16 protein-coding genes are annotated in these 19656 nt (G+C 46.1%); 5 read left to right on the forward strand and 11 right to left on the reverse strand.

What is annotated here, in order from left to right:
* The first annotated feature begins 41 nt into the window (after positions 1-41).
* Both QUA20_RS01765 and QUA20_RS01770 read left to right on the forward strand, forming a co-directional pair.
* Positions 42-434 (forward strand): hypothetical protein, encoded by a 393-nt coding sequence (locus tag QUA20_RS01765; RefSeq protein WP_333184803.1) that lies wholly within the window; start codon positions 42-44, stop codon positions 432-434.
* A 118-nt stretch (positions 435-552) separates the two neighbouring features.
* A complete protein-coding gene (locus QUA20_RS01770; RefSeq protein ID WP_172186668.1) occupies positions 553-702 on the forward strand; it encodes a hypothetical protein in 150 nt (49 codons plus the stop codon).
* 242 nt (positions 703-944) lie between these two features.
* Here QUA20_RS01770 and QUA20_RS01775 read toward each other — a convergent pair whose 3' ends face one another.
* On the reverse strand, positions 945-2090 hold the full coding sequence (locus QUA20_RS01775) for a ParB/RepB/Spo0J family partition protein (protein ID WP_172186669.1): 1146 nt from the start codon (positions 2088-2090) through the stop codon (positions 945-947).
* A gap of 111 nt (positions 2091-2201) precedes the next feature.
* Positions 2202-3032 (reverse strand): ParA family protein, encoded by an 831-nt coding sequence (locus tag QUA20_RS01780; RefSeq protein WP_172186670.1) that lies wholly within the window; start codon positions 3030-3032, stop codon positions 2202-2204.
* Positions 3033-3643: 611 nt separating this feature from the next.
* Between QUA20_RS01780 and QUA20_RS01785 the strand changes: the two genes are divergently transcribed.
* Together QUA20_RS01785 and QUA20_RS01790 are read left to right on the forward strand one after the other, a co-directional pair.
* A complete protein-coding gene (locus QUA20_RS01785) occupies positions 3644-4090 on the forward strand; it encodes a hypothetical protein (protein WP_333184809.1) in 447 nt (148 codons plus the stop codon).
* A gap of 11 nt (positions 4091-4101) precedes the next feature.
* Positions 4102-4725 carry a hypothetical protein gene (locus QUA20_RS01790; protein ID WP_106331512.1) on the forward strand — a complete coding sequence of 208 codons (624 nt, stop codon included), beginning with the start codon at positions 4102-4104 and terminating at the stop codon, positions 4723-4725.
* 241 nt (positions 4726-4966) lie between these two features.
* On the opposite strand, the gene QUA20_RS01795 is transcribed toward QUA20_RS01790, so the two are convergent.
* The 8 genes from QUA20_RS01795 to QUA20_RS01830 all read right to left on the reverse strand — a co-directional run bounded on the left by QUA20_RS01795 (position 4967) and on the right by QUA20_RS01830 (position 18144).
* Positions 4967-7348, reverse strand: coding sequence for an ATP-binding protein (locus QUA20_RS01795; RefSeq protein ID WP_246276691.1), 2382 nt, complete (start codon positions 7346-7348; stop codon positions 4967-4969).
* A gap of 591 nt (positions 7349-7939) precedes the next feature.
* Complete coding sequence (locus QUA20_RS01800) at positions 7940-8665, reverse strand: hypothetical protein (protein ID WP_333184816.1); 726 nt, start codon at positions 8663-8665, stop codon at positions 7940-7942.
* Between the two features lie 109 nt (positions 8666-8774).
* On the reverse strand, positions 8775-10790 hold the full coding sequence (locus QUA20_RS01805) for a hypothetical protein (RefSeq protein WP_333184819.1): 2016 nt from the start codon (positions 10788-10790) through the stop codon (positions 8775-8777).
* A 235-nt stretch (positions 10791-11025) separates the two neighbouring features.
* Positions 11026-11730 carry a hypothetical protein gene (locus QUA20_RS01810; protein ID WP_015179635.1) on the reverse strand — a complete coding sequence of 235 codons (705 nt, stop codon included), beginning with the start codon at positions 11728-11730 and terminating at the stop codon, positions 11026-11028.
* A gap of 333 nt (positions 11731-12063) precedes the next feature.
* Positions 12064-12423, reverse strand: a complete 360-nt coding sequence (locus QUA20_RS01815) for a four helix bundle protein (RefSeq protein WP_333184823.1) — start codon at positions 12421-12423, stop codon at positions 12064-12066.
* A gap of 178 nt (positions 12424-12601) precedes the next feature.
* Positions 12602-13687 (reverse strand): hypothetical protein, encoded by a 1086-nt coding sequence (locus tag QUA20_RS01820; RefSeq protein ID WP_333184826.1) that lies wholly within the window; start codon positions 13685-13687, stop codon positions 12602-12604.
* Positions 13688-13939: 252 nt separating this feature from the next.
* A complete protein-coding gene (locus QUA20_RS01825) occupies positions 13940-14926 on the reverse strand; it encodes a hypothetical protein (protein WP_333184829.1) in 987 nt (328 codons plus the stop codon).
* 14 nt (positions 14927-14940) lie between these two features.
* Complete coding sequence (locus QUA20_RS01830; RefSeq protein WP_333184830.1) at positions 14941-18144, reverse strand: hypothetical protein; 3204 nt, start codon at positions 18142-18144, stop codon at positions 14941-14943.
* Between the two features lie 96 nt (positions 18145-18240).
* On the opposite strand from QUA20_RS01830, the gene QUA20_RS01835 reads away from it, so the two are divergent.
* Positions 18241-18699 (forward strand): four helix bundle protein, encoded by a 459-nt coding sequence (locus QUA20_RS01835; RefSeq protein WP_333184833.1) that lies wholly within the window; start codon positions 18241-18243, stop codon positions 18697-18699.
* A gap of 331 nt (positions 18700-19030) precedes the next feature.
* Here the strand turns inward: QUA20_RS01835 and QUA20_RS01840 are convergent, their stop codons facing one another.
* On the reverse strand, positions 19031-19642 hold the full coding sequence (locus tag QUA20_RS01840; protein WP_333184836.1) for a hypothetical protein: 612 nt from the start codon (positions 19640-19642) through the stop codon (positions 19031-19033).
* Positions 19643-19656: the final 14 nt, after the last annotated feature.

Here is a 19656-nt window from a genome sequence, read left to right on the forward strand (position 1 = left end):
CTAGAACCGCCCTTTATCTCGGCAAGCGTTCTATCTTTAGTTTGCAAGCTTTTTTAAATGGTTACACTTTAGCCTGTCGCCAACTCGGAATTCCTGTTACTGAACAGGAACAAGAATTTGCAGAATTTCAAGACTGGATTGAAAAACAATTTAACCAGCCATCTACCCAGTCTTGGGCGCGAATTATCCTTTTTTATTCAGAAGATGAATCCCAAGCGCTTGATACATTTTTTGAGCCATTTGAAGATTTTTTACACGGAACTTCCCCCGCCCGATCGCTATCGTTCCGGTTCAAACTAATACGAGGTCAGACTTTCCCGGTTTGGGAAAATCTTTTACATGACTACAAGTTTTGGAAACCCTTATGTAGCGGGGTTTTTTCTCCATTCCACTATCTCACAAGAGGTAGTAGGCAAAGATTAAGAAAATCTTAAATACATGACAGCAGGCGTCTAACGCTCAAATCGCCCAAACCTATATCCCAAAAGAAATACAGCCTCCCGAACGCCCCCAAAGCGGGGAAGTTCCGTTTACAGCGCGAATCCTCGCTTGATGCCGACACAATCTCTCGCCACCAGCCGCCCCGAAAATGGTAATAAAAAGCAGCTAAATTCAATGCTTGAAAACTTATCCGAAGAAGCGCTTGCTCAACTTCGTGAAGAAGCCGAATCTTTGCACCAACAAGAAAAAAGCTCAGTATAGAACCGCTTTGATATCTCTTAGCAGTTGATATCTCTTAGCAGTCGATCGCTAAAATATATCAAATGGATTCTCTAAGCAAAACATAAACCGAATCGTTTCATCTACCCCTATTTACTGACTATTGCCCTTATCTGCGTAGATTTTTACAAGCAGCGCTACACTTTCTCTTTGATACTCCGTTAACCTAAGCCGGGTGGTCGCCCACCCGACTACGCTTCTGAACCGAACGTGATAGTTTCCGATCATCCGTGAGCATTTTGTTTCAATACCGCCTCAATGAACGCTAGCTTTTGGCGCAAAACGTCCTGCAATTCCACCAGTTGGTCAACTTCAGCTTGCTCCAACATTTCTGGCGACAGCTTTTTCAAGTTCCCAGTTGCTAGCTTGACCTGCTTGAATTGGCGGACTGCCCCTGGGGAATTAGCGATAGTAGAACTGATAATGGACTGTACCAATCTACGAGTTTGAACTGCCGACAATTTCTCGGCGATAACTTGGGTAGTCGCGTTAACTCTAATGGACTGCGCCTCTTCCTCAGACAATCCCAAATTTTTAGCAGAGAGTTTAGAAAGAGCCGTTGCATGAACCCCTTTAAGTCCTAATTTCCTAATAGCAGTCTTAAGGTCAGCAGCTAAAGACAGCATCGGGAAAATGTTGGCATCGATGGAAGCCGGATTGAGCTGCAAATCCAACAATCTCCCCAATACCGCCAGCTCTTTTTCATCTAAACCTAAAGCTGTTAAACCCTGCTGCTGCTTGTCAGGCATCGCCGTCACCAACTCGGAAACTGAGTTCATGCGCTTTTGCGCGTTCAACCGCCGCACAGCTGTAGAGAGAGTGCGAGGGATAGTTACAGCTTCCAAACCCGTATTGCTGGACAACTCCCGCACAATAGCCTCCGCTTTGTCGAGAGGATTGAGGTCTTCACGGTGCAGGGAGGTCAACAGCGCTTTGCGGTGCAAAGATGCAGGCTCTGGAATGATGACAGCTTGCAAAGTTTGCCAGCCCATAGTTTTAGCGCTGCGCCAGCGTCGCTCTCCGTCGAATATCACGAGTTCTCCCCGTTGAATCAAGATAATGGGTTGCAGTTGTCCGTCACTAGCGAGGGAGCGGGACATGGACTCGATACTTTCCGGCAAAAATGTCTGTCTGGGTTGTTCAGGATTAGGCTGAATTTGGTCTAGTGAAATGGAGAGGATACCGCTGGCGGATTCTAGTTGTTCTCGCAGTGCAGTCAGTTGAGATTCCAATTCCGTTGAACCAGATTTTCGCAGTTCTTCAATTTCTGCTTTGAGTTCCTGAATCTCGGTTTCAGCTTCAGAGAGGTGCATTGACTGCTTGGCGGATGAAAAATAATTTCCCAGGTCTGGAGCTTTACGGGCGGCCATAGCGATTTTTGATTTTTGATTGGGGATTGGAGAAAGTGAGTTCATGGCTCTTAGTCAGAAACGAAGGACTTGTTTTCGCTAAGCAAGCAAGTTGTGAGTATGAATCAAATACTATTTCTTTTTTTTGCCTTTTTTGGCAACAGCCGGAGCAACTTCATTTCCCATTAAGGTAGCCAGGTGCTTAACAATTTCTTTGAAGTCGCCTAAAGCTGGGTGAAGGGGGCGGTAAATGTGTAAGGGCAACCCTTGACCGCTGGCATTGACAAATTCTGCACTGTCCCGAATTGGTGGAAAAACGCGGATATTCATCTGCTCTAGCTGGGCTGGCAAGGACTCTAAAAGTTGTCGGTGGACGGCTCGTTTCGTATCGTATTGGTTGGGTACAAACCCTAAGATTTCGGGTTGCGGCTTGAGGCGTAATTGTTTGCAATGGTGGTAGTACCACTCCAGCAGGTGAGCTGCTCCTTGAATTGATTTTGGTTCGAGCTGTACGGGCACTATTATATGAGTGCAAGCAGTTAGTGCCATCAAGGGCAAGGGGCCGAGGGTAGCGGGGCAGTCGAAGATAATTAGGTCGTGATCCATTGGATAGTCGCTCAGGCAATCGCCTAGAAGATAAGCGCCACGCTTGTGCAGAACTAACTCGTCTGCTGTTTGTGTCAGCGTCATTCCGCCTTGACAAACGGTTACATTATTGGTGTGGGGACTCCAGCTAGGAGTAAGAGGCCAAGAGCCATTGAAGCTTTCTCGCATTATGGCGGATAGTGTGTGTTCTGGCTCTGGCGGATTTAGACCGCAAAAAAGGGTCAGGGAGCCTTGGGGGTCGAGATCCATAATGGCTACTTTCAAACCCCTTAACCCCAGTTCGTAGGCGAGGTGAACTGAAAGTGTGGTTTTGCCAGTGCCGCCAGCATTGCTGATGACTGCTAGTCGAATTTGCATGGTTTTGAATTAAGTAGATGATTTAAGTATCATATATCGAGAGTCGGCATCAGATATCGATATATGAGAGCATCGCGGTAAACCACCGTTGGGCCCCCCGTTGAAGCCGCAAGTTAATATTTAGTCGGTCGAGCAGAATCTCGTCAAGTTTAGTACCAGACAAGACAGTTTAAAAGGATGTTCGTTCGATCGCTCGATTGAAACCGAACTTTATATATCAATATTTGAGCTACGTTGCCAGATAGAAATGCAAGCGAGCAGGATGCTTGCACTCCTAAAAAACGTTCTCACCAAAAAACGAGCGGGAAGCCAATGGCTTCAGACATCGGGAGGAACGCGGCTGCGACGACCGTCGCCTTGAATTTCCCGGAATTTGAGTCCTTTGTGTTTTAAAATCAAACAGATCACCTTGTGATATTTTCGCTTATCATGGAACAAGTTCTGACGAGAGTTTGCAAGCTCCAACCGACACCTGAGCAAGCTTCTAAAATAGATGCTCTACTGAAGGCGTTTGCGGATGCTTGTAACGCCGGCAAATCAAACGGTAAAATCTGGAATAACCAGCAAAACCACGATTCAGAACTTGGTTTATCAACAGTTACGAAAACAGTTTGGACCCGGCGCCAATCAAGCAGTTAGAGTTTGTGTTCGTGTTGGTGCTAACCGCAAAACTCAAGGGCAAGTCTGTCAAGGCGTTTGCTGCTACCAGCGCCGACTACGATGCTCGAATCTTTGCTTCCAGAGAGAAGGATTGGAAAGTCAGCCTGACATTACTGGATGGACGCGAATATATTCAGTTGAAGCCAGGTAACTACCATAGAGGCAAGCTCAAGAGCAGAGTACCGAATAGCGCTCAACTGTGCCAACACCGTGACGGGCAATACTACATCCACATTCAACTCAAAAATGAAGGGCCAGATCCTATCCCTTCAGAGCGAGTCATCGGAGTGGATTTTGGGCGACGGGATATTGCAGTAACTAGCATCGGGGATAAATGGGACGGTAAACAGATTCAAGACGTTAGAGATAAATTTGCCAAAGTTAGAACGGCGGAGTGAAAGGTGGAACTATGTCTTATAGCGAATTTTCCCTAGATGATATTAAAAATAAACTCGGGTTGACAATTCGAGAAGTCTCTGAAGTTATTACGGCTGTAGAACCGATAGAACCCAGTCAGCTTTTAAAGGAAACCTTAGCAGAAAATATTCCCTTAGCCTTGGGAATCGACACGGAAAAAGCGCGCTCAGAGATGATTGTCGCTCCGGTATTGATTGAACTCCGCAGGCGCTGCGATCGTCAAATCAGCCTCTTTTCCGGTACGGAATTCAATATCGATCGAGTCAAAGGACTCAACGGTGTCTGTGACTTTATGATTAGCCATTCACCAGAACAATTATCTTTAAACGCCCCTGTGTTTACACTTGTCGAAGCCAAGAATGACAATATCAAATCTGGAATTGCCCAGTGCATTGCTGAAATGTTGGCAGCCCAGATGTTTAATCTTCAAAAAAACAACAGTATTTCTTGTGTTTATGGTGCCGTTACAACCGGCAGTATTTGGAAGTTTATGAAACTCGAAAAAAGTACGGTTTATATTGAAACAACAGAGCATTTTATTGAAAATATTCAACTCATTCTAGGTATTTTAATGCAGATTGTTCAGTTGACTCGCCCAACCCTTCCGTGTCTATGAACTCCTGAAATTTTACAGTCTATTCTCAATGAGTAAGATCGGATTTGTTATTGACTCTAACGTGCTGGTCAGTGGATCGCTATTCAAACGTTCGAGCTGTCGTCATCTGTACAACTATCACCGGGCTTTTGAATGGACTCGAACGAAAAGACTGGGTGGCGCGCTACTCTGATAATACGCGCGATCGTGGACTAACGAACTTCATATATCGATATCTGAGGCACGGGTTCTCAACAGGGAGTTAACTTTGAGAACAGTCTTGTGATTTGGGGATCGTACAATCCGTCGAAATGCACTTCTGACTCAAATCGCTGATAATATCTAAGCTCATATTATCAACTAATTTAGTCAGAGCCACAGCAAGAGGCTTCTGCGACAGGGAAATTCGCTCAATCAACAGCCTTACCGCTTGCTCGTCTCCACAAGCGGCTGCTTTATAAAGCTTCTCAATCGACTCCCTCGGCAACACAGACAGCGACTCACGAGTTAGTTGCATAACAGGCTCATCCTGTTCGGACTTCCTCGGCGACTCCTCTTCATAGATATAGCGAACACCCAAATGAAGCGCCATCTTCTCAAAAATTACTGTTTCTCGGAACGGTTTGGCAACAAAGTCATCGAAGCCGTTCGACATGGCCAGTTCCTGGGTTTTAACAAAAGCATTAGCGCTCAAAGCAATAATTTTAGTGTTAGAACCGTTAGGCAAAGCTCTAATTTTTTGAGCAGCTTGAAAGCCGTCTAGAACAGGCATCCTCAAATCCATCCAAATTAAATGCGGCTTGTACTTTCGCCACAATTTAACAGCCAGGGTTCCGTTATCCGCGAACCACACAAGAAAGCCAGCCGCCTTCAATATCTGAGTTAGCAGCAACCGATTTGCCGACTCATCATCCGCTACCAAAATGCGATATATTTGTTGGTTCGATGCCAACCCCTTCACACGTTTTTGCGGCTGTCTGTCATAAATTTCGCTCTCAGTTGCATGACTGACTTTAATGTAAAAACTAAAAACCGTTCCTTTTCCCACAGAGCTTTTGACCTTAATCTCGCCACCCATCAGCTTGACGAAAGAGCTACTGATTGGCAATCCCAAGCCCGTTCCCGTTTGCGATTTCCTACCAGTTTCAGTTTGCACGAACGGCTTGAACAAACGGCTAACCTCATCAGGGGCAATACCAGGGCCTGTATCCTTCACTGAGAACTGGAGAAAGAATTTGGGTAACGGTTTTTTAGTCATAGACTGAAGGCATTTTACAGTCAGCTTCACCCTACCCGCCTCAGTAAATTTAACAGCATTGCCCAACAGATTAATCAAAACTTGGCGCAGCTTGCTTTCATCAGTTCGGACGTATTGCGGTACATCTTTCCGGAGTTCAAAAACAAGCTGCAATCCTTTAGATTGAGCTTTGAGTTGGAACATCCCTTCGATGTCATCGAGCAAACTGTACAGGTCAAAAGCATTTGATTCGAGGGTAATTTGACCGGCTTCAATCTTAGACAGCGACAAAATATCGTTGATTAGTTTCAACAAATGCTCGCCGCTGCGATTGATAATATCTAAACTCGACTGCTGTTCCGGTGCAGTTTTTTTAGAGTTCACAAGGAGATGGGCAAAGCCGATAATCGCATTCAGAGGCGTTCTCAATTCGTGGCTCATATTCGCCAGAAAGGTACTTTTAGCGCGATTGGCACTTTCGGCGGCAATTTTAGCTTGTTTTAGTTCCTTTGTTTTCTGTGCAACTTGCCGCTTTAAATCGCCAGAATATTCTTCTAACCGCTGGCGAGATGCTTTTAACTGGCAATTCATGCGCTCGAAAGCACAGGCTAGGGCTTCGAGTTCGGCAATACCGCTACCTAAAACTGTTGAGTCGAAGTCGCCACCAGCTATCGCCTCTGTTGCCGAAATTAACCGCAGCAGCCGCTGTTCTATTCTTAGGGAAATGGACAGCAAAAGGCAGATAGAAAGAACCAAAGCCACTAGGACGAGCAAAATAGTGTTGCGGGTGTTGGCCTGAACTTTTTGGGTGAAGTCGGTTTCGGGTACAACTGCCACAATCAGCCAATTTAAGCCTTTCGGGTTTTTAAAAGGTCTGACTTGTAGCAAGTATAGTGAGTTGTTGGCAGTAAAGTTAAGATTTTGGCTGCTGTTAATAGCAGCGAGGCTGCCATAATGTTTAAGCAAATACTCTGTTGAAAGCTGGATTACTTTTTGTTGCAGAGCTTGGGTGCTTTCTCGCTGCTGTCCGTCAACAGAAATAGACGGTTTTGGTTCAGGTACCTCGTTCCGAGCCACTAAACGTCCCGAACGGTCTAAGATAAAGGCTTGACAGTTAGGGCTAATGAGGAAATCGTACAAGTTGAATGCTGAGGTTGGGGTGGGAAAAGCAGAATTTGTTTTTTGTTGACGGAATATTGTCTTTGGAGAGTCTGACCCATTTCTTTTGCCATTTGGTTTGATTGTGACTCCGGCTGTTTGACTTGGGGAAAGTTGGTTTACTGAACCAGTTGGAATTTGATTGTAAGTCCCTTCTCCTTTCCCAACCCCTTCTGTTAAGTAGTTGTCAAGGCGGTCCCAGATGCGACTCGTTGCTTCTCCCAATAGGTGTGCAACTACGTCATTCATTGTCTGTCGCCCTGTTTGAAAAGAAAGCCATCCCGTCAGACATAGTAAGGTTGAAATTAGAAGAGCGTTGGGGACTGTAAGCACAACGCGCAGCGGGAGGGCAGACTTTTTTTGAACTGAGCTTTTTGGGCGGAACATTGATTAAAAAAAGGGAGTGGGAATGAGGAAAAAAACGTTCTTCTTCAGAGGGGAGCAACACCATCCGTAGAAGAGTTCTCCTCTTCTGGGTTACCATCCCCTCTCACTCTCGTTATGCTCCTTGACTAATCCCTATTAGTAGCGCAGCCTCAAACGAATCTGAATCAGTCAAAAGCCATAAATTCTCAGAGCGAGCGGTTAGGAAAACAACTGGTTCCCACCTGACTCAGCGCGGGCAGTATTAAGGAGATGATTGGCATCTCAACTAACCCAAGTTGCGTGCTTAAAACCGCTCTTGACTGGTAATGGGTAATGGGTAATTGGAACAATTTGAGATTTGAGATTTTAAATTGATGGCTCGCCGTTTATCCCGCTCTGTGCTTGACCCCGGAACGAATGCACTTGCCTAACTCTGCCTAACATGAGTTAGATATGAGTAGGTTTGTGTGAGCGCTAGTTTGATTCTTCAAAAACTATTTTGGCTAGTTCGATAATCACAGACAAGTCTACTCCGGCTCGTGCAGCAGCATCGGCCGCCGATAGATTGTGGTTTCTTACTAGAGCTAAAAATTGTCGCACGCTGTAGACTACTGGGTCGTTGGCTGCTGTGTAGCCTTTTTGAATGGCAATCAGCAATCCTTTTTCAACATCTGATGCAGAGGGTGCGCGACCTCTATCAACGTTCACAGTCGGTGACATTCTTGGGGTGACGGGAGCGATGCGAATTCCTAAGTGTTCTGGTTCTTTGTTGGTAGGAACGATGTTGAAGTTGTAAAGTCGCTGTTTCCCTTTTGAATCTACAGTTTTGATTGAAAGGTTAGTGATGGTAGCTGTGGTAGCTCCCGGAAAATTGAGCGCTTGAATGGGACGCAAGAAAACAGTTTTGGCTTGGCCGCTTGCCAACTGTGCGTCGGTGCTGAAAACTATTTTTGAGGGGTCGGCAATTAAAACGTAGGCGACAGCTTCATCGGTTGAGCTGAAGTCGATCGTACTTGCGCGACCGGGATAGACTAAAATATTGATCGCACTATTGACAGCAATGTCTCGACCCACAGTTTGATAGCCTGTTACTCTTGATTGAGCAAAAGCACAGTCGGGGTAGCTTGCAGTAGCGAACACTGCTGTGAACAAAAGCCCTCCGAGGGAAAGCATTCTTGGGGATTGGATGCGATTCGTCATGGCAGTTATTCGTTGATGTTGAGAAAATTGTTGACAGTAGAAACGGGGATTTCCTTTACTAATCGCCGCAGTCGCGTTGGGGCGACTTAACCGTTTACCGACGGTTTGGTTATCGGTAAATGTTGAGAAAGCTGTTAACAGTAATAGAAACCGGGGTTCCTTTATTAACCACAGCTACATTAGGGCGGTTTAAAAGTTCTTCAGTTGCTCTATTTGAGCGGCTTTCCATCCGTTTTGCTAGGGGGCTGAAGAAGCCGTCGAGGACGGCTGACCAAATTTGCGGGTCTCGACTTTCAACGGTGGTTATACTGCTGCCAAACCTACCGCTCATACTGCTAGAACTCCTGACTTTAGGCTCTGCGAACACTTGACCGACTCGTCCAACTCCCGACAGCACTGCGGTGAGGATATCCTGTCCGGCAATATCGGAACCAGGGTCGAAGTAGCCTGAAGCAATCAGCGGCCCTCCGCCCTCTCCTGCAATCAAAATTGCGCCTTCTGGAATGGGCTGCTGTTTAATCTGACCGTTTCTATCAGAGTAGACGAGCGCCACAGCAGTAGCTTGTACCATGCGATTGGTCTTGCTGACGGTGCTGGCTTTGGCAATGACAACCGTGCCCTTCCGAAAAGCAATAGAGCCGTCAGTTGCCGTGAAGTCGGCTGTGAGGGTGACAGCAAATTTGTCGTAAAGCTGTTTGCCAGAGCCTTCATCCCACAACAGGGGAACCGAAACTACGCCGTTGACTGTGGTTCCAAGGGGAACCTGAGCTGTTTGGGGCGTGCGGTTGAGAATGCCTTTTGCCCCTGGGGAATTTACTTGTTCTAGGGTTGGGGAGTTTGTTAAGGCAGAAGCCTCTGGAGCAGTTTCTGGGGAAAGGGTTTGAAATTCTGTATCGGCGGGCAAGGACGTTGGACGAGCGCTCAGTCGAGCCTCCGTCTCGATTGGGTTATCGGTAAAATCGGAACTTGTTTGGGGAGAAAGGGCAGCCGGAGTTAATTGGTTAGTCGAGTTTTGGGAGTTGTCGGTGGTTTCGAGGCTGTCCCCTCCATAAGGAAACTCCGGGTGTAGCCTTTCCCCGGTGACGTTATTTGGGTGGCTATATAGTTTTTCTGGGATTTGCTCGAAAGAAACGTATGAGGGTTGCGACTTTTGGTTGCCGATATTGACTGTTAGGAATTCAGTTGTTGGAGCTGGCTTTGTCAGAGCGGCGGCGGTAGCACTTGTTGTCGCTGGAGTGCTTGGTGTTGCACTCACGGCATTCGCTATTCGGTTAGGGTCAAAATTTCCCCTAATTTGTCCGAGTTGGGCGAGTTGGTTCCACCGCTCAAACGGGTCGATTTTTTCTTCTGTTGGAGTTGGAATTAAAGGTGGGGGTATTAACGGTTTGGGTATGGGGGCTGGTGCGGGTGTTCTTGAGGGTACTCTTTGAGGTATGGGTGCGGGTACTGTTACCGTCCGCACTACTGTTCGGGGTGCGGGTAAGGGTTCGCGTAGAGGAGTAGGTGGGGGTGCAGCGCTCCGGGTAGCGACTAGACGCGGAGTTCGCGGATTTCGTGGGGTTCTTGACGGTTTGGGCGACGGTTCTGTTTTGGGTTTTGCGGTTTTTTGCGGTTTTTCGGCTAACAGTTTTTGTTGGTCTTGGTAAGCTAATTTAGCCAGCAACTCCGGTTTTTCATCTTTAATGGTGCCAGAAGAGCTTTCTTTTGGTGTTGATTGTGCGATAGGTTGGCGAGGTGATTTAGGCTTGATAAATTGCCAAATCAGCAGTCCTAGCAATAGTATTCCACCAGTCAACAGCAGCATTGTCACTGCTCTAGGAACGCCTCTTTCGGAAACAGGCGGGGGCAGTGGTCTTTCCTCATCTTGAGCGAGTTGATATTGAGTTTCAAGTGTTAGGGGTGCATTGGGGTCGAAATTAGCAATGAAGTTTTCATCAATATCATCATCTTTCGAGGGGGAAGGGGAAGGGGAAGGGGAAGGGGAAAAGTTGTCTTCTGACATCTTGCTACTATCGTTATTAAGGATACTTTCGCTATCAAGAGGGAGTGAATTATTTGGCTCAATTTCTGCGGTTGTCAACTTTGTTTGATGAGAATTGTTTGAAGAGTCTTGTCTATTACTCATGGCTACCTCTGTTGTTGCTGATTACGATGGTTAATTAACAAATGATTGGCTTGTATGTGAGTGGGACAGAGCATAAAATTAGGACCTCTTTGTTGTTAAAATACAACCGCTTGAAGTTCATATACAGCACTTTTCAGGTAAGTGAAGTACAAACAAATCGGTTTCTGTAGGGGCGGTACTCCTTTCCCCTTCCCTGTTTTTCCTTCCCCTTCCCCTTCCCCCTCCCCCTCCCCCTCTATGGTTTGAATTCGACAATTCGGGAAATTTCTAATCCGGCTGCTCTCAAAGAGTGAATAGTCTTCTCTAATTCATTAGCGTTTTCTTTGAGAGGGGATTTGGGAATTTCTACGGCTTTGACGGTGAAGGTTCGATTAAACTGTTCTCGGCTTTCTCCAATGCCTTGCTCTAGCACTACGCGAGTAGCAATTACATCTATTTCCCAAACTCCTCTTTTTATTTCTCTCGGTTCTGAGATGTGAGAGATATAGACTCCAGAGCGGGTTTTTCCTGAATAGATGGTGTTGGGAACGAGTTTGGCAAGTTCGACCAGGGAAGCTTTACCAAACTCTGATTCCATCATCAAGGAGCCCATCCAAGCAGTTGTAGGAACTTGGGAACCTTTAACTTTAATGCCGGGGTCTGGGTCATTTGTGCCGGGAATTTTGCCTGACCAAGCCCAGGTTAAATTTACCCAACTGGATACAAAATTTTGGATGATTTTCGGCTCTCTGTACAGTTCATCTTGTTCTGCAATTCGTGCTGCGGTTCCGTCTTTTAACTGGACAAAGGTAACTTTTCTTTGAGATAAGGCTCTCAAACTGACTGTATTCACTAAAACAGTAATTGTCAGGAGGAAAACAAAGCTTGTTAGTAGAACAAAGCACAAGGCTAAGGTGTTTTTAGATTCAGGGAGTAAGGGTTGTGATTGTGGGAATTTCATAGTTTTCTTGGAAGGGGAAGGGGAAGGGGAAGGGGAAGGTTAAGAGAAGGGGAGGGGGAAGGGGAAGGGGAAGGAAAACAAGGGAGGGGAAAGGAAAAACCAGGTTATTATTAGCTTTACTTGCTACTAATTAGTGCTAGTTTCGGAGTTGAGGAAGGGGGAGGAGAGGGGAAGGGGGAAGGGGAAGGGGAAGGGTTGAAAAACTTGGGGAAAATCCTGTCATTTTCTACATTGGGGAGCTGATTATTTACAATTTGATAAGTGACAGAAGAAGGTTCAACTCAAAAGTAGAAAATTTATCCTTCCTTCCCCTTCCCCTTCCCCTTCCCCTTCTTAAGTACGAGATGCTAATTTTCTAGCAGCAGACAAAAGAAGGCGAAGGCACTGGTCAATTTCTTGGCAGAGGACATCACTATCTTGTTGATTGATATAGCCAAGCTCAGTGGCTATCCATACATGGGTATCAACTTCTCGCAATGAGCCTTCAGCTATGTGTAAAAATCGGACATAATCAGTTGTTGTATTGCGTCCATAGCCTTCAGCAATGTTGGCAGGTACAGAAACCGCAGCTCGACGAAGCTGATTAGTAAGACCATACAGTTCCTCCTTGGGAAATTTTTTGGTAATCTCGTAACACTTCACAGCTAACTTTGCTGTTCTTTGCCAAATAAATTGTTCGCGATGGGATGACATAATTAATCTCCTTAAATTAAAGGGTAGAGAGTTGAGGAATCAAAGGCTAGAAGTTTTTACAAAAAATTAAAGGGTAGAGAGTTGAGGAATCAAAGGCTAGAAGTTTTTACAAATTTTATGATAATCTAAGCCCAGAAAAATCTATCACAATTTCCTTTCCCTTCCCCTTCCCCTTCCCCTAGATCAGTTTTCCGGCAATAACGCCGATCGCGTTACTGGCAATATCTGTAAGCTGTTTGGTGCTATTGGCGATCGCACTGTACAAAGCAGTTCCACCACCCTTGGCTATTAACACGGCTAGAACGGGAGAAAACACAGCTAAAAAGAATAAAAAGGCGATATCTGTAACTAACTCTGCATCGGACTTGACAATCACTACAGCGACTAATCCAACGACGATGTTGTAGCCCAATTGCACTCCAAATAACGACATAAATCCTATTAACCAAGCCCAGATTGGTTTTCCTTGCAGCGGCAGCAGCGACAAGCCCATTGCCAGAGGTCCGAATAGAGCTGTTAGCAACAATGCTGCTTCTAAAATATTGACAAATGCCCACTGTACTGATCTAAGAATTAAGCGAATGATGGGCAAGACAGTAGACCTAAAAACTTGTCCTGCAAAATCGCCATTTCCTATATCCTGAAGATTGGCAACATTGCCTAAGTTTTCGACAAATCGCTGCAAGCTTTTGAGAGGTCCTCCATTTTGCTGTTCGGCTGCCTGAAGGATTTGTTGAGCTGGCTGTTTTTTGCTGTTCCAACATTCCACTAAAGCTGAGCCAACTTTGCCCTGACATTCGCTGTAGAGTTTCTCAATCTCTTCTTTTCCAGCACTGGTAAGGTTAACGTCGCTCAGGGCCGTTCTGAAGGTCATTTCTCCGACTTGAATTTTCATAATTTCTTGAACTTGAGTGCTGCCTACAGCTTTGATGAATTTGACGCTTTCAGCTAAGACTTTACCGTTGTTGCTGAGAAATACTACAATTACGAGTGGCCAGATAAACATGGCTACTAGCTCTGACCAAGACTGTTTTTCGATGATTTCTTTGCCACTGGTGACAGCGAGGTAAGTAACAGATATTCCCGCCAGAATTAGTCCGAGTTTGACTAAGGCAATCCAGAGAGAGGATTCTTGAGTGTTGAAGGTGTTAGACCAAACTAAATTCCACGATTCGACGGTTTTTTGAGAGACTTCTATGGCGTCAGATAGAGTGTCCAGGGCTTGTCCTGCTGTGCTAGTTTGGCCGATTAGTTGTGTCAGCATCTTTGGAAGGGGAGGGGGAAGGGGAAGGGGAAGGAGAGGGGGAGAGGGGGAGAGTGGGAGAGGGGGAGGGGGAGAGTGGGAGAGGGGGAGAAAGAGGGAGAGGGGGAGAGTGGGAGAGGGGGAGAAAGAGGGAGAGTGGGAGAGTGGGAGAGTGGGAGAGAACAAGCGGGACAAGCGGAAACAGGAAACCCTTATCCCCTCACCCTCTCACCCCATTCCCCCCCTCCCCCCCTCTCCCACTCCCCACTCCCCTTATTCACCCAAAGTTATGCCTCCCGGCATTTGAAACAGTCCGGCTTGAGTAGAAGAAGCTGTAGCAGCCGCAGCATCCTGCCGTCTCTGGGCTGTGTTAATTTCGTTGAGTTCTTCAGCTTGTTGAGCATTGAGAATGTTGGCAAAACTGCGATCGATTTGAGCTTGCTGGCCCTGCATGACTAAGGCACTTTGATTTTCTGCTGATAAGGCTGCTTGCTTAGCTGCGATCGCACTTTGTTGAGATATGTTTCTCATAATGTTCTGTGTGACATCTTGACCTTCTGAATCAGCACCCAATTCCATTGAATTTTGGCTCTCGCGATTAGTTTGCTCTACGTTTTGCTGGACAATTTCTTTCATCTGAGCTTGCTTTTGTTGAGCTTCTTTACTGAGAGTGGCTTTATTGGCTTCACTGACAGCACTTTCTCTTTCTGCGAGTTCTGCGGTGTTCTCTTTGAGGCTGTAAGAATCTTGCGGTCTCTTCTCTAAAACAGCGGATAGTTTTGTCCCTTCGCTTTCGGAGGTGTTGCCGTCCATTATTCTTTTAACTGCTTCTTTTAGGTCGGGAACTTTCAGTTCTCCCAGGAATGAAGAGAGGGTTGATTCTATTTCACTGCTAAATTTTTCGACTTTGTTTAACAAATTGTCCCAGATGCCTGAGATGCTGTCGGAGATGGTGGAGATGGTATCTGAAATTTCGCCTGTTATGCCGCTAATTGTGTTTTCTATACCTCCTATTTCTTTTTGGTTGTTCAATAAGTTATTAGCTGATTGTTGAATTTGCGTGTCTATTTGTTGATTGGGAACTGTGAAGCTGGAGCGGTTGAAAGTGCTGCTGTTAGGATTGTTTAAGCTTGGAAGCTGTGTGGCAGTCGGATTGCTGTCAGAGGTTTGAGCTTTTGCTTCAACAGAATTTAGTATTAAGCTCAGCCAAATTGCAGGAATGCCGAGGGCAAGTTTAACAAGCAATTTCGGTGATTTCATCGGTTTTTCTCCGTCTAGCTAGCAATAAGGTCTTGAGGGGATTTGTGTCCATTGATATCAGTGACTGCATTCTTGCCAATATTGGTTAATGAACGCCCTTCTTTAACGGCTTGTACATATTCAGAGGCAAATTGTTTGAGTGCTAGCAGTTGCCCTTTTAACGTATTGGGATATTGAGCCATAACTCGCGCACGAGCCATCAATTCAGCTTGATTGTTAGCCACACTTGCTAATATCATTTCGCCTGGATAGTATCGGCTTTGCCAGAAACGACCTCCTTTTTCAATTAGCCAATTGGAATAAAGGTCGGCAGCTCTGGGAAGGAAAGCTTCTGTGGCATTTTGGCTAATAATTTCAGCCGGATATGCCAAACGTTTGACCCAAGAAGTAGCTCCGTTTGATGTCAATCTTCCGGTAATTCGATACACCATGTTTTGCATAATCATAGTGCCGGCACTACAGTCGCAAATACTGTCGATATCTTGGGATAGCAAGAGCACTGAAATGCCATTTTTTCTACCCACTGCACAGAGTTCGCCTACTACTTCAGCAAATCCGTCTTTTTTAAACAAAATCGAAAGTTCGTCTCCGATAAATAAGCTTTTAGGGTGAGAAAGTGCGTTGCGGATGCAAGCAGCGTGGGCGTTAATAGCCATTAAATACTGGTCTTGTTCGTTGCCCAGACCGCTAAGGGCAAAAAACTTAACAGCGGGTTCGGGTGAAAATGTACTCGGTCTGCCAATTGCTTTCCCTAAAGGTGAGGCTAGTAATGCGTTGCATTGAGTGATAATTTGGTTGATGGCAATGCGGTCGAAATCGGTAAAGTTTTGTAGGTTTAGTTGCTCTTTTGTGCAGAATTTCAGGAGGTTTGTGAGGGTTGGCATTTCTTGCCACGCGGTCGATTTCCAGCCTTTTTCAAATGCCGTATTGTAGCGCTCGATAATGTCTGGGTCTTCCAGAAATTTTTTCAGAGTTAGCAGCAAAATGGCATCGACTCGCTGCGCTAATTTTGGGTCGCGGACTTTGCCCATGCTGATAATAGTCAGCGCTTTTCTGATAAACTCTTTCCATTGGTCTAGTCGGCGCGATCGCTCTTCTCTGTCGAAACACCTCAAATCGGGTATTTCGAGTAGATTTGAGCTGCCAGAGGTGATGTCGTAGTACGCACCGTCGTCGCCTAACAGTTTCACTGCTGTCTCAAAGGTACTGCCGCTTCCTGCTGAGATGTCCATACCGACTACTGGGATATTAGCGGCTATTGCATCGGCTGCAAATCGCCATCCCAAAACACTTTTACCGGAACCAGACTCGCCTGTTATGACAGCGCGGCTGGTTTGGTTGTGCATGAGGTCAACGTACACGGGTTTGCCGCCTTTGGTGATGAATTCAACTCCTTTTGAGTCGATGTCCCTTACAGCAGTTAAGGGCAAAATACCGGGGACAGTTTCGGTGTCTAAGGTGAGGCGGCGTTCGTTAATTAGCGAACTGCTGTGCAACAGCCAGCTTACAGTAATGGGCAAAGTTTCTAGCCACAGTTGCCAAGCAATGTTGCGCTCTCTTAATACCTTGGCAGAGCCGAAGCTGTGGGAGAGCATTTGGCAAGCGTGTGTTAGTTGCTCCGGGGTTGGTCGGTAGACTAAGAAGGTGACAGCAGCGTGAATTGCTCTTGCACCTTTGTACATTTTTTTCTGGGCTTCAAAGGATTCTTCCTGTTTGACTTCTGCTCCTACATCGCGACCTTGACCTTTTTCTAAAGCGCGTTTTTTGGCACTTTTAGATTGTTTAGCTTGCCTTGCTAAGTTGTCTTGAATAATAAAGTTGGGAGCGGCGCTAATTTCGACAACGGCTTCAGTATCGCGGACGTAGCTGTTGCTCATAATTTTCCAGAGCCATTGCAGTTGCTCTCTAGTATTGAGCCAGCCGCCGGGGCCCTCTTCCATTGTTAGCACGCCGCATTCTGCGTTTCTCCCGGGAAGCAAAATGCGTGAGCTAGCTTTTCTGTGTTCCGGGCAGCTCGAACGGCCGCTCATACCTTCAATTAAAATGGTGCAGGCGTGTTTGTGACTGTTGAGGGTTTCGGTTAGTTTGTAGTCGGAGGCGGTTTCTTTTAAGGTGAGAAGTTGGGGGATAGGGGGTACGGGTGCGCTGTTGAATTTTTGCCACAGCCATCCCCACAATGCTTGGGCATTCATGGGTTGAATTTCCAGTCCAATTTTGGTGTTTAGCAAGAGTTCCCACCGGATGTAGCCTTGCTCGAAACCATCGAGCAGCAGTTGTTTGTAAAAGCGTTCAGAGTAGATGCGCTGGTTGCCTGTAAATTGTGCAGCAATGGTGTTGGCTGTGTTGATAATTCCATTGATGAATTTACTCAGAGGGTCGTTGGATTTGGAGCCAGATTGAGCGTTGAATGTCCAAGTGCAGAAAATAGTTTGGTTCCACAGTTGTCTGGTGCCTGCTAAATTGAGTTCTTGAATGCGTTTCTGTTCGTTACGAACGAGTACAGAAATGGGTTTGAGGTGACAGTTGTCAGCCAATTCAGTTAACTGTTGTTGGCGAAGGGAATCGCTGCTGTAGCAGCCGGTGTGAAAGGTCATTTTTTCGCCTGGGGGAATGTCTTTTAGCCCTTCTTCTAAGGCGGTGGCTGCATTGTTTACTTCATGGCGGTAGAGAATGTTGTGAAAGCCAGCCGTCTCGAATCCGAATACAATTTGGTATTGACTGCCTTCATTCAGTAAGTAACCAGAAACTTCTCGACCATCCTTTTTGATAGTGACTAAACACAGGAGGTTTTGGTAGTTTTGGAAGGGCATAAGTCGGCTGTTATCTCCTTGTTGAGTGGGAGCAACTTTGGGTTTAAGTTTGACTCGGACTTGTGAATCGCTGATTCGGTGGCGAATCGGGTTTGGTCGGTGTTGGGGAACGGGAGAAAGGTATAAAAGATTGCCGTTGTACCACTCGTTCCCCGGCGGAGGTCTAAACCTGTCTACAAAAAGGTGAGGTTTGTTACCTGTCAGGAGCCACCAGCTTATAATTAGCCAGAAAGTAGTGGTGAAAAACCAAGGCATTCCTAAGCTGAATAAGCCGTTGGTGAGGAGGTAGGAAATTACGGTGATTAGCATCCAGGGAATTAGCTGTTCCGCTGGAATGATGCCGATGCTGGCTTGTTTGCCGAGAATTTTGTTGACGGAAATAAAGTCTTTATCTGGGTCTTTAAGCATGGTAATAGGGGGAGGGAGAGAGGAGGGGGAGAGTGGGAGAGGGGGAGAGGGGGAGAGGGGGAGAGGGGGTGATTCGGAGAGAGGGAGAGTGGGTGATTGGGAGAGGGGATAATAGAAAGTGGAGTTAAGAAATTAGAGTTTGAAATGAACAGAAAACCAATTCAATCCCACCGAGATTTAGAAGTGTATCAACTTGCATTAGATGTGGCTATGCAGATTTTTGAACTCTCTAAAAAGTTTCCTATTGAGGAACGATATTCATTGACAGATCAAATTCGTCGGTCTTCGCGTTCTGTTTGTGCCAATTTGTCTGAGGCATGGCGTAAACGGCGTTATGAAGGAGCTTTTGTATCCAAATTAAGTGATTCTGAAGCTGAAGCTGCTGAAACTCAAACTTGGATTGAATTCGCTGTTAAATGCAATTACTTGGATGTTCAGGTTGGTAGAGAGCTGTATCAACATTACAATCAAATACTGGGTACACTGGTCAATATGATTAATAACCCTTCTATGTGGCTCCTTCCAGTGGCAAAAAACCATACAAAGAGTCGGTGAACCAAAGAGAGGGAGAGTGGGGGAGTGGGAGAGTGGGAGAGTGGGGGAGTGGGGGAGGGGGGGAGAGGGGAGAGTGGAAGAAGGGGAGAGTGGGAGAAGAAGAGAGTGGAACAAGGGGAGAAGTTTGAAAACTCGCAACAACCCGATAAAAACTAGAGGGCTTCAACATCTAACATATACTCAGCCAATTGAATTAAAATGACGGATTATGTAAGAAGTGCAATCTACCTGAAAATTCAAATAGCTTGCTGTTTACTGCACACCTCTAATCTCCCCTTCTCCCACTCTCCCCCTCTCCCCCTCTCCCACTCTCCCCCTCTCCCACTCTTCCCTAAGCTCCTCCACCTCCGCCATTGCCAATGAACAGAAAAGTTACTACATCAACGGCAATTACAATGGCAAAGGCTAAGGCAACTTGGGTAACAATTGGTCTCCAGTCATTACCTTGTTGTGCTTGGTTGTAGGCGAAAAGAGAAGCGGCTGCTACTAACAAAAGAAAGGCTCCGCGTATTAAGTTGAAAATCAGTTCGATGACTTCGGCATCAATAGCTTCGCCTCCTGCTGAAGAGGCTCCTTCTGCGAGTTCTTGCATAAATTCTTCTAAGCCGGAGAGGAAGAGGGCGTTGGCTGGGGAATCGAGTACGGAGCAAAGTGCAGTAGAGGTGATAATGGCAGTGGCAATGTGCCAAAAGCGAATTTTGCAGCCTATGTATCGCTCTACAATGGGAATAGCTCTAGTGAGGTGCCATAAACTCAAAAACACAATGCTGGAGCAGCCTAAAGTCGCAATTAAGAGCGGGTCGTGAATGCTGAAGTAGATGAGCGAGGCTAGGCAAATGCCGAGGAATGGAAGGTCGCCCAGTTTTATTTTCTGTTGTTTTAACCAGCGTGATAATGAGTTGCGGTTTTGTTGATTTCTTGTTTGGTCTAAGTAAGTAGCCATGTCACTATCTCGAT

The sequence above is a fragment of the Microcoleus sp. Pol7_A1 genome (assembly GCF_036701085.1).
Taxonomy (GTDB): Bacteria; Cyanobacteriota; Cyanobacteriia; order Cyanobacteriales; family Microcoleaceae; genus Microcoleus; species Microcoleus asticus.

Coding starts and splice junctions, on each gene's coding strand:
- QUA20_RS01770 (WP_172186668.1), top strand. CDS start 553: ATGCCGACACAATCTCTCGCCACCAGCCGCCCCGAAAATGGTAATAAA.
- QUA20_RS01775 (WP_172186669.1), bottom strand. CDS start 2,090: ATGGCCGCCCGTAAAGCTCCAGACCTGGGAAATTATTTTTCATCCGCC.
- QUA20_RS01780 (WP_172186670.1), bottom strand. CDS start 3,032: ATGCAAATTCGACTAGCAGTCATCAGCAATGCTGGCGGCACTGGCAAA.
- QUA20_RS01790 (WP_106331512.1), top strand. CDS start 4,102: ATGTCTTATAGCGAATTTTCCCTAGATGATATTAAAAATAAACTCGGG.
- QUA20_RS01795 (WP_246276691.1), bottom strand. CDS start 7,348: ATGAATGACGTAGTTGCACACCTATTGGGAGAAGCAACGAGTCGCATC.
- QUA20_RS01800 (WP_333184816.1), bottom strand. CDS start 8,665: ATGACGAATCGCATCCAATCCCCAAGAATGCTTTCCCTCGGAGGGCTT.
- QUA20_RS01805 (WP_333184819.1), bottom strand. CDS start 10,790: ATGAGTAATAGACAAGACTCTTCAAACAATTCTCATCAAACAAAGTTG.
- QUA20_RS01810 (WP_015179635.1), bottom strand. CDS start 11,730: ATGAAATTCCCACAATCACAACCCTTACTCCCTGAATCTAAAAACACC.
- QUA20_RS01815 (WP_333184823.1), bottom strand. CDS start 12,423: ATGTCATCCCATCGCGAACAATTTATTTGGCAAAGAACAGCAAAGTTA.
- QUA20_RS01820 (WP_333184826.1), bottom strand. CDS start 13,687: ATGCTGACACAACTAATCGGCCAAACTAGCACAGCAGGACAAGCCCTG.
- QUA20_RS01825 (WP_333184829.1), bottom strand. CDS start 14,926: ATGAAATCACCGAAATTGCTTGTTAAACTTGCCCTCGGCATTCCTGCA.
- QUA20_RS01830 (WP_333184830.1), bottom strand. CDS start 18,144: ATGCTTAAAGACCCAGATAAAGACTTTATTTCCGTCAACAAAATTCTC.
- QUA20_RS01840 (WP_333184836.1), bottom strand. CDS start 19,642: ATGGCTACTTACTTAGACCAAACAAGAAATCAACAAAACCGCAACTCA.